The sequence below is a fragment of the Amycolatopsis sp. WAC 04197 genome, assembly GCF_003947475.1.
GTDB lineage: Bacteria > Actinomycetota > Actinomycetes > Mycobacteriales > Pseudonocardiaceae > Amycolatopsis > Amycolatopsis japonica.
Window position 1 is genome coordinate 357046 of sequence record NZ_QHJK01000010.1, and the last position, 19264, is coordinate 376309.

The following is a 19264-nucleotide window of genomic DNA, read 5'->3' on the forward strand; positions in this document are numbered from 1 at the left end:
CGGAGGCAGGATGGACCACTCGCGCGCACCGGTACTGGAAGCCATCGAGGCCTACCGCCGCGCGGGCGGGCTGGCCTTCACCCCGCCGGGTCACAAACAGGGCCGGGGAGCCGATCCCCGTGTGCTGGACCTGCTCGGCCGCGACGCGTTCGCGTCGGACCTGCTGACCCTCAACGGTTTGGACGACCGCAGGATGTCACGTGGCATCCTCAGCCAGGCGCAGGACCTGATGGCCGACGCGGTGGACGCGGAGCACACCTTTTTCTCCACCTGCGGGAGTTCGCTTTCGGTCAAAAGCGCCATGCTCGCCGTCGCCGGCCCGGGCGAACGGCTCCTGGTGTCGCGCAACGCACACAAATCCGTCGTCGCCGGCCTGGTGATCAGCGGGGTGCATCCGGTCTGGGTGCGCCCCCGGTACGACGAGGAGCACCATCTGGCGCATCCGCCCGGCCCGGAAGAGACCAAGGCGGCGCTGGCGGAAGCCCCCGACGTCAAAGGCATGCTGCTGATCACGCCGACCGACTACGGCACCTGCGCCGACATCCGGGGCGTCGCCCGTGCCCTGCACGACGCGGACAAACCGCTGATCGTCGACGAGGCGTGGGGCGCGCACTACCCGTTCCACGACGACCTGCCGACCTGGGCGATGGACGGGGAAGCCGACCTGTGCGTCACCAGCACGCACAAGATGGGCGGCGGGCTGGAGCAGGCCTCGGTGTTCCACCTGCGGGGTGACCGCGTGTCACCCGATCTGCTCAAAGCGAGGGAGGACCTGCTGGGCACCACCAGCACTTCCGCCCTGCTGTTCGCCTCCCTCGACGGCTGGCGCAGGCAGATGGTCGAGCACGGCGAAGAACTGTTGGGCAAGGCGCTGACACTGGCGGCCCGGGCACGCGACGAGATCGAAGGCATCTCCGGTCTCCACGCGCTGGCGGAGGAGTTCCACCCGCTCGCCTTCGAACACGATCCCCTCAAGATCGTGATCGACGTCGCCGAGCTCGGTATCACCGGCTATCAGGCGGCGGACCATCTCGCCGAACACCACCTGCACGTGGGGTTGTCCGATCACCGGCGGATCGCGACGCAGATCACCCACGCCGACGACGAGGACACCGTTTCCGCCCTGCTGCACGGTTTGCGCGGGCTGACGGACCACGACTTCGAGCGGCGCCCGCCGGTCGACCTGCCCTCCGGGGCGGACTTGACGCTGGAAATGCGGATGCTGCCGCGCGACGCGTTCTTCGCCGAGGCCGAGCACGTACCACTGGACAAGGCCGAGGGACGCGTCAGCGCGGAGATGATCAGCCCTTATCCACCAGGGGTTCCGGCGATCGCTCCCGGCGAGGTGTTCACCGAGGCGATCATCGACTATCTCCACACCGGCGTGCGGACGGGTATGTTCATCTACGACGCCGCGGATCCCGAGCTGGGCACCGTCCGCGTCGTCGGCTAGTCGCCCGCCATCTTCAGCGTCGGCGACAGCCCGGTGAGCTCTATGGCCCGGCGCACGACCTTGGACGGCGCGAAACGCAGGTCGACCCCGGACTCCTGACACTGCCGGTTCAGCTGTACCAGCACGGAAAGCCCCGACGAATCGCAGAAACCGACACCGGTCATGTCGACCACCACGCTGCCGGGGGCGTGCGCCAGCAACTCGAACAGCTCGGCCCGGAGCCGGGGGCTGGTCGAAATGTCGATGTCACCCGCCACCTCGACGGTGATCGCGTCTTCGGAGCGGGCCGCCTCGGCCACGACGAGAGGAGCGGCCTGCCCGGCTTCGGAGTCGATCGCCATTCATCGACGGTAGAAGGGGACGGTCCGGTCCGCAACCGTCGCGATCAGGAAGACTTGGCCACCTCGCGCGCGATCTCGTCCTTGTCCATCTTCGAAGCACCCGTCACGCCCGCGTTGCGCGCCTGGGTCAGCAACTCCCGTTTGGTGGCCTCACCGGGACGGTCGCCGAGATGCGCGGTCCGGCTGCTCACGAAAGCCTGCCCCAGCTCGCGTCGCCGGGCTTCGTTCAGCTCGCGCCGCATCTTCGGCAGGACGGTGGATTCCTCTTCCTTCACGTGATGCGTGACGGCCTCGACGAGGTCGGAGAGCACCTTCTCGAACTGCTTCGATTCGGGCTCGGTTTCGTTCAGCTTCGCGAGCAACTGCTCGGCTTCGGCGTGTTCCTTCTGGCCGTGCGCGACGTCTTCGGCCTCGCCCGCCTCGCCCTTGGCGGCCGGGTACACCTCGGCCTCCTCGGCGCGGCTGTGCGCGGTGAGCAGCGACGAGAGCACTGGGACGAGCAGTGGCCGTTTCTCGGGATGCCGCTCGAGTTCGCGGAACAGCCGCTCCACCTCGCGGTGGTCCTGCATGATCAAGTCCACGACGTCGCCCGCCACGGCCGCCTCCTCGGTTCGGGATCAACTCGACGCACCCGGATACCCGTTCCGCGCGGATTCAACCGGGCTATCCTCGGCCGTATGGCCTGCCGTATCACCGAACTCATCCTCGACTGCGCCGATCCGGTCCGGATGGCGGCGTTCTGGTGCGAAGTGCTCGGATACGTCGAGATCGGCAAGGACGGCGAAGACATCGAGATCGGCCCGCCCGGCGTCGGTTTCGGCGGCCCGCAGCCGACGTTGATCCTGAGCCGCAGCGACGATCCGAAACCGGGCAAACTCCCCCTGCACATCGACGTGAACCCCACCGACCGCGACCAGGACGCGGAGCTGGAGCGGTTGCTCGCCGCCGGGGCCCGCCCCGCCGACGTCGGCCAGACCGGGGAAGAGTCGTGGCACGTGCTCGCCGACCCCGAAGGAAACGTGTTCTGCCTGCTTCGCAGGCGCGTAGAACCGTCCACTTAGGACGAGCCACTGGTTGGCCCGCGGCCCCACCGGGTAACCGGCGAAGGACATCGAACCCGACTGGGATGGTCAGCTGATGGCGGACGAAAGACTGTGGCAACGCGACAAGGACGAATTCGGCTCCGGCGAGTACACCTCGGCGGGCCCGCTGGCAGGCCAGTTCGTCGAACTCACGCGCCTGCTCCTGGCCGCCTCGACACCGGCCCAGGTCCTCGAACAGGTCGTCGCCGCCGCGTACCGGGTGGTCCCGGGCGCGGATCTGGTGTCGGTCACCCTCCGTGCCCCGGACGGGACCTTCCACACCCCGGTTTCGACCGGCGAGGTGGCGCTGGAACTCGACGAGGTGCAGTATCGCGCCGGAACGGGGCCCTGCGTCGATGCGGCCGACAGCGGAAGCCCCGGCTATATCCGCAGTGAGGATCTGAAGGCGGAGAAGCGGTGGCCGGATTTCTCCGCGGCGGCCGTGCGGCACGGCTACACCGCGATCCTGTCCACCGTGCTGATGCCCGACGCGAACCCGCCCAGGATGCCCGGCGCGCTGAACATCTACAGCCACCGCCCCGGCGCCCTCGACTCGCAGGCCCAGGACTCCGCCCTCCTGCTGGCCACGCACGGCTCGCTCGCGCTGGCGAGCACCAACGCCGTGAGCCGGGCGGAGCTGGAGTCGAGCCATCTCCGGCGGGCCGTCGAATCGCGCGACGTCATCGGTCAGGCGAAAGGGATCCTCATGCAACGTCGCGGCCTGACCGCCGACGAGGCCTTCGACCTGCTGCGCCGGACCTCCCAGGACCTCAACGTCAAACTCGCCGAAGTCGCCCAGACCCTGGCCAGCCGGCATTCGGAGCTCGACACCCCTTGATGCGCGTGAAGGCCTCCTTCCCGCGGCTGAGCCGAGGGAAGGAGGCCTTCACGCGAGTCACGTCCAGCTGTACCGGCGTCAGTCGAGGTCGAACCGGTCCAGTTCCATGACCTTGGTCCACGCCTTGGCGAAGTCCGCGACGAACCGCTCCCGCCCGGCCTGACCCGCGTACACCTCGGAAAGCGCCCTCAGCTGCGAGTTCGAGCCGAAAACGAGGTCGACCGCGGTCGCCGTCCACTTCACCGCGTCCGTGGCGGCGTCGCGGATCTCGTACACGTTCTCCTCGGACTCCGACACCTTCCACCGGGTGCCCGGCGAGAGGAGGTTGGTGAAGAAGTCGTTGGTGAGCACGCCGGGCCGGTCGGTGAGGACGCCGTGCCGGGTGTCGACGGCGGTGATCCCGAGCGCACGCAGGCCGCCGACGAGGACGGTCATCTCGGGCGCGGTCAGGTCGAGCATGTAGGCACGCTCGACCAGCAGGACCTCCGGCTGCAGTTTCTCCTCGGGACGCAGGTGGTTGCGGAACCCGTCGGCACGCGGCTCCAGCAGCGCGAACGACTCGACGTCGGTGTCCTCCTGGGTGGCGTCGGTGCGGCCGGGGTGGAACGCCACGGTCACGTCGGTGCCCGCGTCGCGCGCCGCCTTCTCGACGGCGGCCGTGCCCGCCAGCACGATCAGGTCGGCCAGCGAGATCTTGGCGCCACCGGCGTCGTTGAACTCGCGCTGGATGCCCTCCAGGGTCTCCAGCACGCTCGCGAGCTGCTCCGGCCGGTTGACCTCCCAGTCACGCTGGGGCGCCAGGCGGATCCGGGCCCCGTTCGCGCCGCCGCGTTTGTCGGTGGACCGGAAGCTCGCCGCGGACGCCCACGCCGTGCCGACCAGCTGCTCGATCGTGAGCCCGGACTCGAGCACCTTCGTCTTGAGCGCGGCGATGTCGGCGTCCCCCACGAGTTCGTGGTCGACGTCCGGCACCGGGTCCTGCCACAGCTGCGGTTCGGGCACCCACGGCCCCAGGAAACGGCTGACCGGGCCCATGTCGCGGTGCAGCAGTTTGTACCAGGCCTTGGCGAACGCGAGCGCGAAGTCGTCCGGGTTCTCCAGGAAGCGGCGCGAGATCTTCTCGTACTCCGGGTCGACACGCAGCGCCAGATCCGTGGTGAGCATGGTCGGCTTGTGCTTCTTGGCCGGGTCGTGGGCGTCCGGGATGATCGCCTCGGCGTCCTTGGCGACGTACTGCTTGGCGCCGCCGGGGCTGGTGGTGAGCTCCCATTCGTAGCCGAAGAGGATCTCGAAGAACCGGTTGCTCCACTGCGTCGGCTTGTCCGTCCACGTCACCTCGAGGCCGCTGGTGATCGTGTCCGCGCCCTTGCCGCTGCCGTGGGTGCTCAGCCAGCCGAGGCCCTGCGTCTCGAGCGGGGCGGCTTCGGGCTCCGGGCCGACGTGGTCGTCGGCGATACCGGCGCCGTGGGTCTTGCCGAAGGTGTGGCCCCCGGCGATGAGCGCGACGGTCTCCTCGTCGTTCATCGCCATCCGGGCGAAGGTCTCCCGGATGAAATGCGCCGCGGCGGCCGGGTCCGCGTTGCCGCGGGGACCCTCGGGGTTGACGTAGATGAGGCCCATCTCGGTCGCGCCGACGTCGGGGACCATCTCGGTGTCGCTCGCGTAACGCTCGTCACCCAGCCAGGTGTCTTCGGGACCCCAGAAGATCTCCTCGGGCTCCCAGGTGTCCACGCGGCCGAAACCGAAGCCGAACGTCTTGAACCCCATCGACTCCAGCGCGACGTTCCCGGCGAGCACGAGCAGGTCGGCCCACGAGATCTGCTGGCCGTACTTCTCCTTGACCGGCCACAGCAGCCGCCGTGCCTTGTCGAGGTTGGCGTTGTCGGGCCAGCTGTTGAGCGGGGCGAACCGCTGCGCGCCGTCACCGGCGCCGCCTCGGCCGTCGTGGATGCGGTAGGTACCCGCGGCGTGCCAGCTCATCCGGATCATCAGGCCGCCGTAGTGGCCGAAGTCGGCGGGCCACCAGTCCTGCGAAGTGGTGAGCACCTCGGTGATGTCGCGTTTGAGGGCCTCGACGTCGAGTTTGGCGAATTCCTTGGCGTAGCTGAAGTCCGCGCCGAGCGGGTTCGACTTCGACGAGTGGGCGTGCAGCACCGAGAGGTCGAGCTGGTTGGGCCACCAGTCCTTGTTGGTGCGCGGGCGGCCGCCCGATTTGGGCGTCGGCGAGTCGATCGCCGGGTTCTCGCTCTCGCTACCGTGCGCGGTCACGGAGTCGTGGGCCACCGGGCAGCCCTTCTCCGGGTTGTCACTCATTTCTTTCCTTCCGAGCAGGCGAATTCATCACTGGACAGGTTCGGCCGCGCAGCCGGGGCACAGGCCCCAGTAGACGACCTCCGCCTCGTCGATCACGAATCCGTGATCGCCCGAAGCGGTGAGACAGGGGGCATGGCCGACGGCGCAATCGACATCCGCGATCGCCCCGCAGGAACGGCACACGACATGGTGATGGTTGTCCCCCACCCGGGTCTCGTAACGGGCGAGCGCGCCGGCGGGCTGGATCCGCCGGATCAGACCGGTTTCGGTGAGCGCTCGCAGGACGTCGTACACCGCCTGGTGCGAGACCGTCGGCAGATCGGCCCGCACCAGCGTGATCACCGTTTCGGTGTCGACATGCGGATGATCGCGCAGTGCCGCGAGCACGGCCAGCCGAGGCCGCGTCACGCGCAACGAAACCGCTCGCAGCTGTGCCTCGAAGTCGGACATCACCAAGGACGATAAGAGCGTCTTTGGAACGGGTCAAATCAAGAACCCTGGGGAGTGAAGGCCGGTTTCGAACGCGCTGACACCGGGTAGTCGTGGACCGAGCCATGACTTGCGTGAGGTGAGTTCATGACAACGACCGGCCGGATCGGTGTCGCCGACGTCGAATGTCTCGAAAACGCGGTCGATACGCTGCGCGCGTTGGACTATCGGCAGGGCGGCGCCTTTTCCCGCGACGCGGTGCACGTCGTGAAGTCGGTCAGCCTGCTGCTCAATTGGGGTGCCGTCCCCGGCGGGCTCCGGTCCCGGCTGTTGACCGTGCTCGCGGATCTGCACAATCTGCTGGGCTGGACGGAATTCGACATCGGCCGCCCCGTCCCGGCACGGCTCCGGTTCGATCGCGCGCTCGGCCTCGCCGCCGCGGCGGGCAACGACGATCTCATGGCCAACATCTGTTACCGCCTCGGCAGGCTGGCGCTGCACCACGACGACGTCGAAGGCGGGCTGGACCATCTCCGTCAGGGCCAAGCCGCCGCCCACCGCTGCGGTTCCCTGCGGGCACAAGCGATCCTGACGGTCAACGAGGCGTGGGCACTGGCCAAGGCGGGCGACGAGCGCGCCGCCCTCACGAGCCTGGCGCGGGCGGAGTGCGAGTTCGAGAACGCGGGCACCTGGGCGGCGCCACGGCCGTGGGAAGCCTTCTTCGGCACCACGGACATGGCCGCGATGCGCGGGACCGTCCTGACCGAATTGGCCAGGACGGTCGCCTCCCGGCACAGCGAAGAAGCGATCGCGCGGTTACGCGACGCCGTCGACGGCTACGGCGTCGACATGTCCCGCAGCCTCGCGCTCACCCTGATCATGCTCGCGCAGAACCACGCGCTCCAAGGCGATTTCGACGAAGCCGTCCGCATCGGCGACGAGGCGCTGGACCTCGCGCGGGGCCTCGGTTCCACCCGCACCAAGGACCGCCTCGCGCCGCTGGCGGCACTTCTGCGCGGAGACGCCGATCCCGCCTCCCGCGACCTGCTCGCCCGGATCGACCGCTATCGCGCCGAACCGGCCCCTTGACCGGCGAAACGCCGTCCGAGCAGGATCGCGGTCGCCGCGAAGCCGAGACACAGCCCGGCCCAGACCCCCCAGCCGCCCCAGGCGAACACGTAGGCGCACAAGAACATCGCGGGCACGCCGACCGCCCAGTACCCGATGAGAGTGCAGCGGAGGCCGGAAACGGTGTCACCGAGCCCGCGCAGCAGGCCGACGAGGATGTTCTGCGTTCCCTTGCCGTACTGCTGCGCGATGGCGAACACCAGCAGGGTCGACGCCGTGCCGAGCACCACCGTGTCGGTCTCGTCGTGCAGGAACGGCCACAGCAGCACCTGCGGCACCAGCAGGTACGCCAGGCTCACCACCGCCATCAAGGACCAGGAGAGGGTGAACGCCTGGCGGGCGATCACCGGCACCCGCCATCGTTCGTCCCTGGCGACCGCGCGGCTGACCAAAATGGACGATCCCTGCGACAGTCCGATGTTGGCCTGGTAGACGATGTAGGCGAGCTGGTTCGCGACGTTCGACGCGGCGAGCATCGCCGGGCCGAACGCACCCATCAGCATCGTCGCGATCGAGGTGATCGCCGCTTCCGAACCGTAGGTGAAGCAGATCGGCGTCCCGTGCCGGACGATGCGCCGGACCACCGTCCGGTCCGCGCGCCACAGCGCGAGGGACACCATGGGGCGCAACAGCGGATCCCGACGGAGGGCCGAGGCGAACACGGCGAGCGTGAAGAACTGGACCAAGGTCGTCGCCAGGCCGATACCGGCGACGCCCAGCTCGGGCAGGCCCGCCCACCCGTAGATGAAGGCGGCGTTGAGGCCGGCGTTCACCGCGATCGACACCAGCGTCACGGCGAGGAGCGAACCCGGACGCCGCAACCCGACGGCGAACTGGCGCACCACGTTGAGCCACACCATCGGGAACAGCCCGCCGGCCAGCGCGAACATCATCGGACCGGCGAGCGACACGATCTCCGGTTTCTGGCCGAGCGAGGGCAACGCGGCGGCGAGTCCACAAAGGACGGCCGCGCCGAGTGCCGCGGTCAGGGTCGCGACGAGCAGCGCCGACCGCAGGAGCGACCGGATCTCGTCCCGCGCCCGTTCGTCGAGTTCGCCGGTGCCGGTGCGCAGCTCCCCGGCCCCGGCCGCCGTCGCCACGAGGTTCCCGACGCCGGTGACCATGCCGACGCACATGGTGCGGATCTGGTTGTAGAGCAGGATCGCCAGCCCGCCGGCCGCCACCGCGGTCACCCCGAGCAGTCCGAGCATGGCCAGGTCGACGCTGGTGAGCGCGACCTGTGCCAGCTGGATTCCCGCGATCGGCGCGGCCAGCCCGGCGAGCGCCCGGTAGCCGCGGGTCGTCACCGCCGTGCTCATCCGCCCACCGCCACCGGGGTCCGGCGCACCGCCCGGTCGCGCGTGGCGACCTTCACGGATTCGGCGTAGGTGGCGAACCAGCGGTCCATCCGGCGGTGGGCCAGTTCGTCGAGTACGCCCCTGGCACGCAGCCACTCGTCGTCGTACACCGAATCGAGGTACTTCTCCCCCGCGTCGTTGCACAGCACCACGACGACACTTCCGGCCGGATACGCGTAAAGCCGCCGCAGCGCGACGTGGATCGCGCCGCCGGTGGTCCCGCCGACCAGCACGCCGGTGCGCCGGGCGACGACGCGGGCCCCGGCGAACGCGTCGCTGTCGGAAACGCGGTGGGCTTCGCCGATCACCGACCGGTCGACGTTGTCCCCGATCGGGAAACCGGCCGGGCTGCCCGCCCCGGTCTGGTGGTAGATCCCCGGCGCGCCACCGAAGATGATCGAGCCGACGGGTTCGACCGCCACCGCGTGGGTGCCCGCTCCCGCCGTGCGCAGGGCGCGGGCCGTACCGCACAGGGAGCCGCCCGTGCCGATCGCCGCGACGAGCACGTCGACGTCGCCGAGTTGGTCGAGGAGTTCCCGCGCCAGCCCGGTGTAGCCGTTGCCGTTGCCGGGATGGTTGTGCTGATCGGGATGGTAGGCACCGGTTTCCGCGGCGATGCGGGCCGCGACCCGCCGCCGCTGGACCGAACTGACCCCGCCGTCCGGCGGGCAGTCGACGAACACCAGTTCCGCGCCGAGCGCGCGCAGCATGCCGAGTTTCTCGCGGGCGGCGTGGTGATCGACCACGGCGGTGAACCGGTAGCCGCGTTCCAGCGCGACCAGCGCGAGCCCGTTCCCGGTGTTGCCGGAGGTGGGTTCGACGATATGCCCGCCCGGCCGCAGGAGTCCGTCGAGCTCCGCCTCGTCGATCATCTGCCTGGCCATGCGCACCTTGCACGAGCCGGTGGGGTTGAGGTGGTCGAGTTTGAGCAGCAGGCGCGTCCCGGTGCCGGTGCGCGCGAGCTCCAGCAGCGGCGTGTTCCCGATCAGGTCGGACGCGCGCCGGACGATCGTCATCGGATCTCCTGGATCGGGTGGTCGGTGTCGAGGTGCCAGCGACCGCCGTCGACCACCACTTTCGGCGGCAACGGAAGCTGGTGGAAACCGCTCTCGTTCTTGTCCATCTGGTAGCCGGCCGTGTTGGGGTACACGAGCAGGTCGCCGGTCCTCGGCCGCGCGGGCAGCTCGACCGCACGCCAGGTCAGCACGTCGTACTCCATGCAGCTCGACCCGGCGACGATGGTCCGCACCGGCGTGCCGCCCGGTCCGTCCCGGCGCACGAGCAGCGGGTCGGGCAGGAACTCGCTGCCCTTCCACTGTTCGGACAGGCTCATGGACAGGCCCGCGACCGTGGTGATCAGGTGGTCTTCGGCCGGTTTGCAGCCCAGCACCGGGAACACCGAGAACCCGGCGCCGTCGACGAGGGCCCGGCCCGGTTCGAGCAGCAGCTCGATCCCGGCCGCGCGCAGGCGCTCCGCCAGTGTCTTCCCGGCGATCTCGTGCCGGAGGATCGCGGTCACCATCGCCGCCCCGGTCGGCGCCTGGTGGTACGGGTACGTCCTGGCCGGATTGCGGCCGGCGTGGAACCAGCCGTCGTGCCTGCCGGATTCGAACCGCGCCCAGTCACCGGCGTCCACATAGGACACGGCGATCCCGCCGCCCGCGCTGATCTTCGACGCGGGATGTCCGAGCGCACGGGCGTCGTGGCACAGATCGATCAGGTACGCGGCGAGTTCCGCCCTCGGCACGGAGTCGTATCCGTCGAGATGGAACGAGAAACCCCGCAAGACGACCGGGCCGCCGCACTGTCGCACCGCCGCTTTCACCGCGTCGGGCGCGAAACCGAACCGGCTTTCCGGCGCGGACGGCGGCCGCACCCGCAGCAGCACTTCGGCGGTCTCCCCCAGTTCGGTGGCCAGCCGGACGACGCGTTCCAGCTCGTCGGCCGCGTCCACCGCGATGAGACAGCGATGCCGCAGGGCGAGCCAAAGGAGGCCGTCGGGTTTGGCGGCGCCGGTGACCCCGATCGACTCGCCGCGCAGACCGTTTCCGAGGGCGTGCACCAGTTCGGGCACACTCGCGACATCGACCCCCGTGCCGGGACGCGTGCACTCCCGCAGCCAGGCCGCCGCCTTGTTCGCCTTTTTCCCGTAGTAAACGGTGCCTTCGACGCGTTCGGCGGCGAGCGCGTCGACCATTCCCCCGAGATTCTCGGAAAAAGTGGCCGGATGGATCACGTGGAACGGACCGCCGCCGACCCCGCGGGCGATCTCCCACAGCGTCTCCGAGTCACGCAGCCGGCGTGCCCAGGGACGTTCGAGCGCGGGCAGGGGCGGGGACAGGGTGTCGATCAGGTCCACAGGGCCACCTCGCGGCCGCGGCCCGCGGCGATGGCGCGGGCGGCCAGCGCGTGCGCCACCGGGATGTCGGTGATGATCATGCCGCTGCTGAAGGCGAAAACCCGGTCTTCGTCGCCGCGGCGGCCGGGAGCCTTGCCCGCGAGGATCTCCGGGAGTTCGGCGTCGATGCGGAACACGCCGTCCGGACCCGCCATCCGCTGCCCGGTCACCTCGACCTGCGCGCCGCTGGTGGCCACCGTGTAGTCGGCCTCGGCGAGCGTGCCTTCCTGGACTCCCTTGCTGGCGACCGAGATCAGCAGCCCGCCCGGCGGCAGCCAGCCGAGGCGGATCTTCGGGTGGGCCGCCCGGCCCGACGCGGCGACCACGATGTCGGACTCGCGCGCCGCGGCCTCCACGTCGTCGACGAGTTCGACCTCGCGGTCGGGGAAGCGCTCCTTCAGCGCGGCGACGCTGTCGCGAAGACCGTCGGGATGCGTGCCGAACAGCCGCAGCCGCTCCAGCTCCGGCAGCGCGGTGAGCAGGTACGGCAGCGTTCGGATCCCCTGCGCGCCGGTGCCGACCATGAGCGCGGATCGCGCGCCCGGCCGAGCGCAGGACCGCGCGATCAACGCGGTGCTCGCGGGCGTACGGGTGGCACCGACGCGGTGGCAGTCCATGAGCGCGAACGGCAGGCCCGTGGTGTCGTCGTACAGGGTGATGGTCGTGTAGTACTTCTCGGCCGACGTGCTGCCCTGGCGGTAGCTCGTCTTGAACGCGGCCTGTTCGAGGGAACCGTCGTAACCGAGCATCGAGTACGCGACGGCGTCCCGCGCTGGATCCGGCATCGGCACCATCAGCTTCGCCGGGTTCCGCGACGCCCCGGCCGCGTAGGCCAGATAGCCGTCTTCGACCATCGTGATCGCCTCGCCAGGGGTGAGTTCGAGGCTGTGCAGATCCGAGCGCGTGAGTATGTGCAGCGAGGGACCGGAGCTCATGGACGATCGACCTTTCTCGTGGGAAGGTGGCGCGCCGCAGCTTAATGAAAATGATTGTCTTTATCGATGACTGTGGTCCTTGTCACGCTAGGCTGGCGGCCGTGAGTGGACCCTGGAGCGCTTCGGAAAGCCGCGCGCGAGCGGAAGAAGTGCGGCATCTCAACGCGATCGGCCATCTGGCGCCGCACGATCACGCGGCCGCGCCGGCGGGCCCGCTCAGCGGGATCCCGTTGGTGGTCAAGGACAACATCCACGTCGCCGGGATGCCGAACACCGCGGGGACCCCGGCGCTGGCGGACCACGTTCCGCGCGAGCACGCGACCGTGGTCCGGCGGCTGACCGACGCGGGCGCCGTCGTCGTCGGCAAGGCGACCATGCACGAACTCGCCCTCGGCATCACCTGCGACACGACGCCGCTCGGCCCGCTGCGCAACGCGTGCGACCCGTCCCGGTTCGCCGGGGGCAGCAGCGGCGGGACCGCGGTCGCCGTCGCGGCGGGCATCGTGCCGGCCGGCCTGGGCACCGACACCGGCGGTTCGGCCCGGGTTCCCGCCGCGCTCAACGGGGTTTGCGGCTTCCGGCCGACCACGGGCCGGTACCCGTCCGACGGCATGACGCCGCTGAGCAGCACGCGGGACACGGCCGGACCGATCGCCCGCACGGTCGCCGATCTCGCGCTCCTCGACGCGGTCCTCGCGGCGGAAGAGCCGGCACCGCTGATCGAGAGCACGTCGGTCAGGCTGGGTGTGCCGCACGGTTTCCTGACCGGCGACCTGTCCGAAGACGTCGAAGAACTCTGGGAGGCCGCGCTCGCCCGCTTGGGCGCGGCAGGCGTCACCCTGGTGCCGCTCGACGACACGCCCCTCGCCGAACTCGTCGCCGATCAGGGAATGCCGCTGGTGATCCACGAAGCGGGCGTCGGGCTCCGGTCCTACCTCGCCGAGCACGTACCCGAGGTCTCGTTCGAGCGGCTCGTCCGCGAGATCGCCGCACCCGACGTCCGGGCGATCTTCGCCGAGGCGGTCGTGCCGGGCGTCGAGCCCGCGGTCTACGAGGCGGCCCTCGCCACCCGCTCCGCCTTGCGCCGCACCTACGCGAAGATCTTCGACGAGAACGGCATCGACGCGCTGGCGTTCCCCACCACACCGGCGACGGCCCGGGACTTCTCGGCCGTCGGGAGCTTCGTGCACCGAGGGCGCGAGGTGCCGACCTTCCCCACCTTCATCCGCAACTGCCAGCCCGGCAGTATCGCGGGATTCCCCGGCCTGACCGTTCCGATGGGGCGCGCACGCGATGGGCTGCCCGCCGGGCTGGCACTCGACGGTCTGGTCGAGGACGACCGGAAGTTGCTGGGCGTGGGGGCTTTCGTCGAGCGGGTTCTGTAGAGGTCCGTGAAGGCCTCCTTGCCTACCCTGAAGGTCAGAGCTCCGGCAAAGTCACATAAGCGCAGGTCCAACGCTTGGTTGCCCCTGGTCGACGGGAGTCGAACGGGCTCCAACCGTCCACTGTGGTCACTTCTCGGCGACCGAATGTCCCATTCATGGCGAAATGGGTGATTATGCCGAGGGGTCGTGAGTGGTAAAGGTCGTTCTAACCCTCTTTGCCACTCACGACCCCTTTGCGAAACACCCAAATCGGGCACTCTCACCCTGGAAGAGTCCCTTGTGGACAGTCGGGAAAGGAGTCAGACCACCGTGGCGAGTGCCTCCGTTGCCCACTTGACCAGCGAATAGGCGACTTTGCCGGAACCCTGACCCTGAAGGTAGTGAAGGAGGCCTTCACTACCTTCAGGATCGCCACCTGCGGCTCTTCAACACCGCCGGCCCCAGCAGTCACAGCGGCCGCGCGTGAAGGGCCCCTTCCCTCGGCTCAGCCGAGGGAACTCGACCTTCACACCTTCCCAAGTACATGAAGGCCCCCTTCACCGCGTCTAGCGCAGTGAAGGGGGCCTTCAGGTACTTCAGAACCCCGACCTAAGCCCGGATGCTGGCCCGAAGCGCGTCGATCAGCGCCGCCGCAGCCGGAGGGTCGGGCGGATCGCCGTAGGTGACGGCGTAGATCTGACGCGGGTCTTCGGCCAGTTCGGTGGCGTGCACACCGGGCATCCGATGCGCGCGCAGCGCCAGCCGGGGCAGCGTGGTGACGCCCATCCGGGCCGCGACCAGCGCCTGCATGACCACGATGTCGTCGCTGACCATCGAAATACGCGGGGCGAACCCGGCCCGCCCGCAGATCGTGACGAGTTCGTCCTGGCAACGGGCGCAGCCGCCGATCCAGGTCGAGTCACGGTGATCGGCGATGGTCTGCCCCGGTTCGCTGGTGAGCAGGTAGATCGGGTCCTCCAGCAGGTGCACGAGCCGGAGCCCCTGCTCCTCACGGGGCGTGTCCGCGTACCGAAAAATCAAGGCGACGTCGATCCGCCCCTCCCGCAGCATGCGCAGCGCCTCGCCCGGATGTTCGTCCACCAGCCCCAGTTCGAGTCCGGGATGCGCGCGGGCCAGCGTCGCGGCCGCGTCGGGGACGATCGTGCTCAGGATCGACTGGAACCCTGCCATCCGGACCCGCCCGGCGCGCAAGCCCACCTGCGCCGCCAACTCGGCTTCGGCGCCTTCGACCCGGCCGACGATCTCGGCGGCGCGAGTGGCGAGCAGTTCCCCTTCGGGGGTGAGCCGGATGCCGCGGCCGATCCGCTGGACCAGCTTCGCGCCCGTCGCCGCCTCCAACCTCGCGAGATGGTGGCTCACCGCCGGCTGCGTGTAGTGCAGTTCCTTCGCCGCCGCGGTCATCGAACCGTGCCGCGCGACCGCCGCCAGCACCATGAGCTGCACCAGATTCAGCATGGATAAAGAATATCTATGTCAAGGAAAGAACGTCGTCATTGGACGCCGCCCGGACGGCGGACCACGATGAGAAACGACGAGAAGGGAGAACGAAAATGACCGTCACCACCCTCAGACCGGGCCTTCCGGAGCTGATCAAACGTCTGATCCAATGCACCGGAAGACCATCCGAACCCCTTGTCACCGCACAAGCCGTGGCGAATGTTCTCACCGAACTCCGCCCGACCCCGCAACTGCTCACCGCGGCGGAACGCGCCGGCTCCCCCGACGGCTACACCCGCACCACACTGCACGCCGAGTCCGCCTTTTCGATCGTCGCCCTGGTGTGGCGGCCCGGCCAGCTCACCGAGATCCACGATCACCTGGTGTGGTGCGCATTCCTTGTCCTGCAAGGAACCGAGACCGAGACCATCTTCGACATCGACGACGATCGGCTGGTCCGGAAGGCCCAGCGGCTACGCCCGGCGGGGTCGGTGAGCGGCGTCGCGCCGCCCGACGACATCCACCAGGTGCACAACGCGGGCGACACCGTCGCCATCACCTTGCACGTGTACGGCGCCGACCTGAGCAAGGGGACCAGCGTGCGCCGCAATTACCGGATGCGCGCCACCGCGCGGTGAAAGGCGCAATCGGCAGGGCCATTTCGCCCAGCGCGCCCGACCGATATCGGCGCACGATTCCCGGACGCCCTATCCGGCGTTTTGGCGCCGCATGCCGATGGTCCCGGGAGCGGTCTCCACGAAACCGTGGCGTTTGTAGAGCCGCCATCCGGGTGGATCGCCGAGCAGATTGACGTACGCACCCGGCGCCGCGGCGTCGATCGCCGCGAGAAGGGCATCGAGGACGGCGTCCCCGATGCCGCGGCGCTGATGGGGCGGCAGAACGGCCATGTCGACGATGTGGAAGTACCACCCGCCGTCGCTGATCACCCGGCCCATCCCGACGGTCTCGCCGGTGGGCCGGTGGATCACCCGGACCGACGTCCAGGCGCCGCCGACCCCGCGCTCCGCCTGGTCCCTCGGCGGTTCGCTGAGACCGGCCTCGCGGCGCAGCCGCAGGTAGTCGTCGACCGACGGGGAGCCTGCTTCCAGGCGGTAAGAGTCGTCCATGACGGGCTTGCCTTTCTCTCATGCCAACGGCCTACAGCGTCGCACCCGGAGCCGGTCCATCCACAATGGCCCCACGGTGAATCGCCGGAGTGAGCCCGGAAAACGACTTCACGAAGTCGATATCGGACGCCATCGGGTTTTCCAACGAAATCAACCAGTCCGTTACGCCGGGCGCCGGACCCCGGCTTTCCACGCGTCCGGTGCGGCGCGTTCGGAATCTGTATCCCCGTTCCGCCGTCCGGCCCAAATCCGGCGCCCCGCGTGGCGGCTTTTCACCCCTTGTCACCCGATTGCTGGTCCTCACTCGCGCGGATAAGCGGGAAGATCACTGCCGGACCGCGACGAAAGAGGATTCGGCGAAAAATGAGTACCGACGTCGCCGCGACGGTCGGTTCGACGGATCGCCCGAGCGAGCGAACCTGTTCTCGGCGAATGCGAGCGCCGCCCGGCCCGGGCCGACCGCACGGCCCGGGCCACACCGGGCGCCCGTCGATACCCCAAGGGGAACCATGAACCGCGTCACCACGCTCGTAGTAGACGATCAACCCCTCATCAGATACGCGCTCAGCAGGCTGTTGCGGGATTCGGCGGGGGTGGGGGCGGTGGCCGAAGCCGCGAGTGAGCCGGAAGCGTTGTGGCAATGCGAAAAGAGCCATCCCGACATGGTCATCACCGAGCTGTCGATCTGGGGTGAGCCCGCCGGCACCGCGATCTGCCGGTTCGTGAAGGAACAGTTCGAACGCGCGGCCGTCCTGGTCTTCGCCGGTGATTCGTCGCCGTCGGCCATCGCCATGGCGCTGAACGCGGGCGCGGACAGCTTCGTGCACAAGTCGGCCAGCGGCGGCCAGGTGATGTCGGCGGTGCGCTCGACGCTCGCCGGGCAGCGGGTCTGCGTGCAGGCGGGCGGAACCCCGCCTGCGGTCACCGAGGCCGTGCGCTACGCGAGCGCGATGACCAGACGGGAGGAGGAGATCCTCGCGCTGATCCTCTACCGGTGGTCGAACGACGAGATCGCCGAAGAACTGCACCTCGCGACGCAGACCGTGAAGAACTACGTCAGCCGGATCCTGCAGAAGCTGGGCTTCGGCAGCAGGCGCGACCTGTTCCGGGCGCTGCGTTTCCGGCCGGGAGGAAACCCGTTGCCGCGCCTGGAGACGACCGAACGCGAAGGCGAGTTGCACACCGCGGACGGGTACCGGGGCTAGCCCGGCCGGGCGAGCGGCGTACCGGGAGTACCGAGACCGGACGAGGTTCGGTACCCGCCGTATCCTGTGGCACCGAGATCGTTTTTCTAGCGTTGCTGTCATGACGAAGCCAGGTTCCCTGTTCCTGCTCCTCGTGCTCGCCGGAACCCCCGCCCCGGACACCGTGCGGGCTTCGTCGGCCAAGATCCACGAGGTGCTCGGCGGCCCGGCAGGCTACATCGACCTGCACAACACCGGCGCCACCACCCTCGACATCGGCGGCTGGTCCGTTCAGGCGTGCACGGGCGAGGCGACGCCCGTCGAACTGGCCACCATGCCCGCCGGGAGCGAGATCCCCGCCGGTGACCATTTCCTCATCACCGCACAGGGTTTCGGCGGGACGGCGCAGCAGCTGGTCGTCGAGGCGATCGTCGGGGACGGCGAGATGCTGCTGGACCGGCGCGGGGCCAAGGCCGACAGCGTCGGATGGGCGCCGTCGTCGCCCTGCCGCGAGAACCAGGCCGCGGTCCCCTGCCCCGGGCTCGCCCAGTCGAGGGACGCCGTCAGCCGCGACACCGACAACAACAAGGCCGACTTCGGTTGCGTACGGCCGGCCGACTGAAAGCACTCCACCAGTACGAGAAAGGTGCGGTCGTGACCGCGAACAGCGAACGCGGGGACGCGACCCCGCTGTGCGAACTGCTCGCCGAACAACGAATCGCGAAAGGATGGTCACAAGGCGATCTGGTCGTGAGGTTGCACATCCGCTCCGGCAACGACAGTGTGACCAGGGAAGAGATTTCCCGCTGGGAGCGGGGAAAACGCATTCCCGGTCCCTATTGGCGGCAGTGGCTGAGCGCTGTGCTGGACACCTCCAGCCGCGAGCTCGAACTCGCCGCCGCGGTCGCCAGAAGGCGGCGCCGGAGCATTATCGCGTGACGCGAAAGTACCGGAAAACTGGCCCCTTCCCGGCGGCACCCGGATTCTCGGATGATTGTCGGTGTCGGCACCGGCGGGAAAGGATTCCGGTCCGACGGAAAATCCCCCGGAAAACCAAGCTGAAAGGAATTTCCCGTGCGACGAATTCTGGGCGCTTCGGCGGTATTCGCGATGCTGGCGATGGGTATGGCCGGTGGTGTCGCGAACGCGGCAGGCGAGAGCGAGGGCACTGAAGCCGCCCCGCTCGTCTCGTCCACCGTGGTCATCAACGAGGTTTCGACCCGCGGCGTGAACGGTCTGCTCGACGAGTTCATCGAGCTGCGCAACGTCTCGAACCAGCCGCAGGACGTGAGCGGGTACGTGATCCGGATCTACTCGCCGTCGAACGTCGTGACCGACACGATCGTCCTGCCGGCGGGCACGATCCTGCAGCCGAAGGGCAACGCGGGCCAGTACGCGGTGCTGGTCGGGCAGAACTTCTCCGGCACCATCGTCGACCAGACCTACGTCATCCCCTTCACGCTGACCGGCGCCGAGGGCATCCCGACCGCCGGTGGCCTCTCGCTGCAGAACATGGCGAGCGCGAAGATCGACGGTGTGGCCTTCAGCAACGCGGTCGTGACCCCGCGTGAAGGCCAGGCCGCGATCCCGGAGAACGCCGTCACCGATCAGCTCAACGCGGCGAACACCCGCAACATCCTGAGCACCGACACCGACAACAACCGGCAGGACTTCTCGCTGCAGCTGCGCACCCCGGGTCTGTAAGTCCCCCAGTACCGACCCGTCTCTCGACCGGGCCCGGGCCGCCGTCGGCGGTCCGGGCCCTTCCATGGCGGTATCTCGCCAACGGCGACATACCGCCAACGATAATTGTGTTCATCCGGGAACTCCTGCCTCATCCTCGGGAAACTCCATCT

General features: G+C 69.1%; 20 protein-coding genes. 10 read left to right on the forward strand and 10 right to left on the reverse strand.

Translation table 11 applies throughout. The features are described from left to right. Positions 1–10: 10 nt before the first annotated feature. Positions 11–1453, forward strand: coding sequence for an aminotransferase class I/II-fold pyridoxal phosphate-dependent enzyme (locus tag DMC64_RS34155; protein WP_125736833.1), 1443 nt, complete (start codon positions 11–13; stop codon positions 1451–1453). Here the strand turns inward: DMC64_RS34155 and DMC64_RS34160 are convergent. After that, positions 1450–1794, reverse strand: a complete 345-nt coding sequence (locus DMC64_RS34160; RefSeq protein ID WP_125736834.1) for an STAS domain-containing protein — start codon at positions 1792–1794, stop codon at positions 1450–1452. The genes DMC64_RS34155 and DMC64_RS34160 overlap by 4 nt on opposite strands. Before the next feature lie 44 nt (positions 1795–1838). Beyond that, a complete protein-coding gene (locus tag DMC64_RS34165; protein WP_125736835.1) occupies positions 1839–2390 on the reverse strand; it encodes a hemerythrin domain-containing protein in 552 nt (183 codons plus the stop codon). Positions 2391–2471: 81 nt separating this feature from the next. Between DMC64_RS34165 and DMC64_RS34170 the strand changes: the two genes are divergently transcribed. Together DMC64_RS34170 and DMC64_RS34175 are read left to right on the forward strand one after the other, a co-directional pair. After that, positions 2472–2855: a VOC family protein gene (locus tag DMC64_RS34170; protein ID WP_125736836.1), complete on the forward strand. Its 384-nt coding sequence runs from the start codon at positions 2472–2474 to the stop codon at positions 2853–2855. Between the two features lie 76 nt (positions 2856–2931). Beyond that, positions 2932–3714 carry a GAF and ANTAR domain-containing protein gene (locus tag DMC64_RS34175; RefSeq protein WP_125736837.1) on the forward strand — a complete coding sequence of 261 codons (783 nt, stop codon included), beginning with the start codon at positions 2932–2934 and terminating at the stop codon, positions 3712–3714. 78 nt (positions 3715–3792) lie between these two features. On the opposite strand, the gene katG is transcribed toward DMC64_RS34175, so the two are convergent. Then, positions 3793–6027 (reverse strand): catalase/peroxidase HPI, encoded by a 2235-nt coding sequence (gene katG, locus DMC64_RS34180; protein WP_125736838.1) that lies wholly within the window; start codon positions 6025–6027, stop codon positions 3793–3795. Between the two features lie 27 nt (positions 6028–6054). Beyond that, entirely contained in the window at positions 6055–6477 is a 423-nt protein-coding gene (locus DMC64_RS34185) for a Fur family transcriptional regulator (protein WP_037341998.1), read from the reverse strand. 126 nt (positions 6478–6603) lie between these two features. Between DMC64_RS34185 and DMC64_RS34190 the strand changes: the two genes are divergently transcribed. Then, the gene (locus DMC64_RS34190; protein WP_125736839.1) at positions 6604–7545 is read left to right on the forward strand and encodes a hypothetical protein; all 942 of its coding nucleotides are present in this window, start codon (positions 6604–6606) and stop codon (positions 7543–7545) included. Here DMC64_RS34190 and DMC64_RS34195 read toward each other — a convergent pair. The 4 genes from DMC64_RS34195 to DMC64_RS34210 are packed head-to-tail and all read right to left on the reverse strand — an operon-like array spanning position 7521 to position 12275. Next, positions 7521–8903, reverse strand: coding sequence for an MATE family efflux transporter (locus tag DMC64_RS34195; protein WP_125736840.1), 1383 nt, complete (start codon positions 8901–8903; stop codon positions 7521–7523). The genes DMC64_RS34190 and DMC64_RS34195 overlap by 25 nt on opposite strands. Beyond that, entirely contained in the window at positions 8900–9958 is a 1059-nt protein-coding gene (locus DMC64_RS34200; protein ID WP_125736841.1) for a PLP-dependent cysteine synthase family protein, read from the reverse strand. Before DMC64_RS34200 ends, DMC64_RS34195 begins: the two co-directional genes overlap by 4 nt. Continuing rightward, on the reverse strand, positions 9955–11301 hold the full coding sequence (locus DMC64_RS34205) for a Y4yA family PLP-dependent enzyme (protein WP_125736842.1): 1347 nt from the start codon (positions 11299–11301) through the stop codon (positions 9955–9957). The genes DMC64_RS34200 and DMC64_RS34205 overlap by 4 nt, the downstream gene beginning before the upstream one ends. After that, on the reverse strand, positions 11292–12275 hold the full coding sequence (locus tag DMC64_RS34210) for an ornithine cyclodeaminase (protein ID WP_125736843.1): 984 nt from the start codon (positions 12273–12275) through the stop codon (positions 11292–11294). Before DMC64_RS34210 ends, DMC64_RS34205 begins: the two co-directional genes overlap by 10 nt. Before the next feature lie 101 nt (positions 12276–12376). Between DMC64_RS34210 and DMC64_RS34215 the strand changes: the two genes are divergently transcribed. Beyond that, positions 12377–13660, forward strand: coding sequence for an amidase family protein (locus DMC64_RS34215; RefSeq protein WP_125736844.1), 1284 nt, complete (start codon positions 12377–12379; stop codon positions 13658–13660). A gap of 588 nt (positions 13661–14248) precedes the next feature. Here the strand turns inward: DMC64_RS34215 and DMC64_RS34220 are convergent. Next, the gene (locus DMC64_RS34220; protein ID WP_125736845.1) at positions 14249–15115 is read right to left on the reverse strand and encodes a LysR family transcriptional regulator; all 867 of its coding nucleotides are present in this window, start codon (positions 15113–15115) and stop codon (positions 14249–14251) included. A gap of 95 nt (positions 15116–15210) precedes the next feature. Here DMC64_RS34220 and DMC64_RS34225 point away from each other — a divergent pair, with 95 nt between their 5' ends. Next, positions 15211–15735, forward strand: a complete 525-nt coding sequence (locus DMC64_RS34225; RefSeq protein ID WP_125736846.1) for a cysteine dioxygenase family protein — start codon at positions 15211–15213, stop codon at positions 15733–15735. A gap of 69 nt (positions 15736–15804) precedes the next feature. Here the strand turns inward: DMC64_RS34225 and DMC64_RS34230 are convergent, their stop codons facing one another. Beyond that, positions 15805–16224, reverse strand: a complete 420-nt coding sequence (locus DMC64_RS34230) for a GNAT family N-acetyltransferase (protein ID WP_125736847.1) — start codon at positions 16222–16224, stop codon at positions 15805–15807. Between the two features lie 509 nt (positions 16225–16733). Between DMC64_RS34230 and DMC64_RS34235 the strand changes: the two genes are divergently transcribed. From DMC64_RS34235 to DMC64_RS34250, 4 genes are all read left to right on the forward strand, one after another. After that, positions 16734–17429 carry a response regulator transcription factor gene (locus DMC64_RS34235; protein ID WP_081975893.1) on the forward strand — a complete coding sequence of 232 codons (696 nt, stop codon included), beginning with the start codon at positions 16734–16736 and terminating at the stop codon, positions 17427–17429. 100 nt (positions 17430–17529) lie between these two features. Next, entirely contained in the window at positions 17530–18030 is a 501-nt protein-coding gene (locus DMC64_RS34240; RefSeq protein WP_037341982.1) for a lamin tail domain-containing protein, read from the forward strand. Between the two features lie 32 nt (positions 18031–18062). After that, on the forward strand, positions 18063–18347 hold the full coding sequence (locus DMC64_RS34245) for a helix-turn-helix transcriptional regulator (protein ID WP_037341979.1): 285 nt from the start codon (positions 18063–18065) through the stop codon (positions 18345–18347). Positions 18348–18482: 135 nt separating this feature from the next. Continuing rightward, positions 18483–19112, forward strand: a complete 630-nt coding sequence (locus DMC64_RS34250) for a lamin tail domain-containing protein (RefSeq protein ID WP_043848321.1) — start codon at positions 18483–18485, stop codon at positions 19110–19112. Positions 19113–19264: the final 152 nt, after the last annotated feature.

Coding starts and splice junctions, on each gene's coding strand:
- DMC64_RS34155 (WP_125736833.1), top strand. CDS start 11: ATGGACCACTCGCGCGCACCGGTACTGGAAGCCATCGAGGCCTACCGC.
- DMC64_RS34160 (WP_125736834.1), bottom strand. CDS start 1,794: ATGGCGATCGACTCCGAAGCCGGGCAGGCCGCTCCTCTCGTCGTGGCC.
- DMC64_RS34170 (WP_125736836.1), top strand. CDS start 2,472: ATGGCCTGCCGTATCACCGAACTCATCCTCGACTGCGCCGATCCGGTC.
- DMC64_RS34175 (WP_125736837.1), top strand. CDS start 2,932: ATGGCGGACGAAAGACTGTGGCAACGCGACAAGGACGAATTCGGCTCC.
- katG (WP_125736838.1), bottom strand. CDS start 6,027: ATGAGTGACAACCCGGAGAAGGGCTGCCCGGTGGCCCACGACTCCGTG.
- DMC64_RS34185 (WP_037341998.1), bottom strand. CDS start 6,477: ATGTCCGACTTCGAGGCACAGCTGCGAGCGGTTTCGTTGCGCGTGACG.
- DMC64_RS34190 (WP_125736839.1), top strand. CDS start 6,604: ATGACAACGACCGGCCGGATCGGTGTCGCCGACGTCGAATGTCTCGAA.
- DMC64_RS34195 (WP_125736840.1), bottom strand. CDS start 8,903: ATGAGCACGGCGGTGACGACCCGCGGCTACCGGGCGCTCGCCGGGCTG.
- DMC64_RS34200 (WP_125736841.1), bottom strand. CDS start 9,958: ATGACGATCGTCCGGCGCGCGTCCGACCTGATCGGGAACACGCCGCTG.
- DMC64_RS34210 (WP_125736843.1), bottom strand. CDS start 12,275: ATGAGCTCCGGTCCCTCGCTGCACATACTCACGCGCTCGGATCTGCAC.
- DMC64_RS34220 (WP_125736845.1), bottom strand. CDS start 15,115: ATGCTGAATCTGGTGCAGCTCATGGTGCTGGCGGCGGTCGCGCGGCAC.
- DMC64_RS34225 (WP_125736846.1), top strand. CDS start 15,211: ATGACCGTCACCACCCTCAGACCGGGCCTTCCGGAGCTGATCAAACGT.
- DMC64_RS34230 (WP_125736847.1), bottom strand. CDS start 16,224: ATGGACGACTCTTACCGCCTGGAAGCAGGCTCCCCGTCGGTCGACGAC.
- DMC64_RS34235 (WP_081975893.1), top strand. CDS start 16,734: ATGAACCGCGTCACCACGCTCGTAGTAGACGATCAACCCCTCATCAGA.
- DMC64_RS34240 (WP_037341982.1), top strand. CDS start 17,530: ATGACGAAGCCAGGTTCCCTGTTCCTGCTCCTCGTGCTCGCCGGAACC.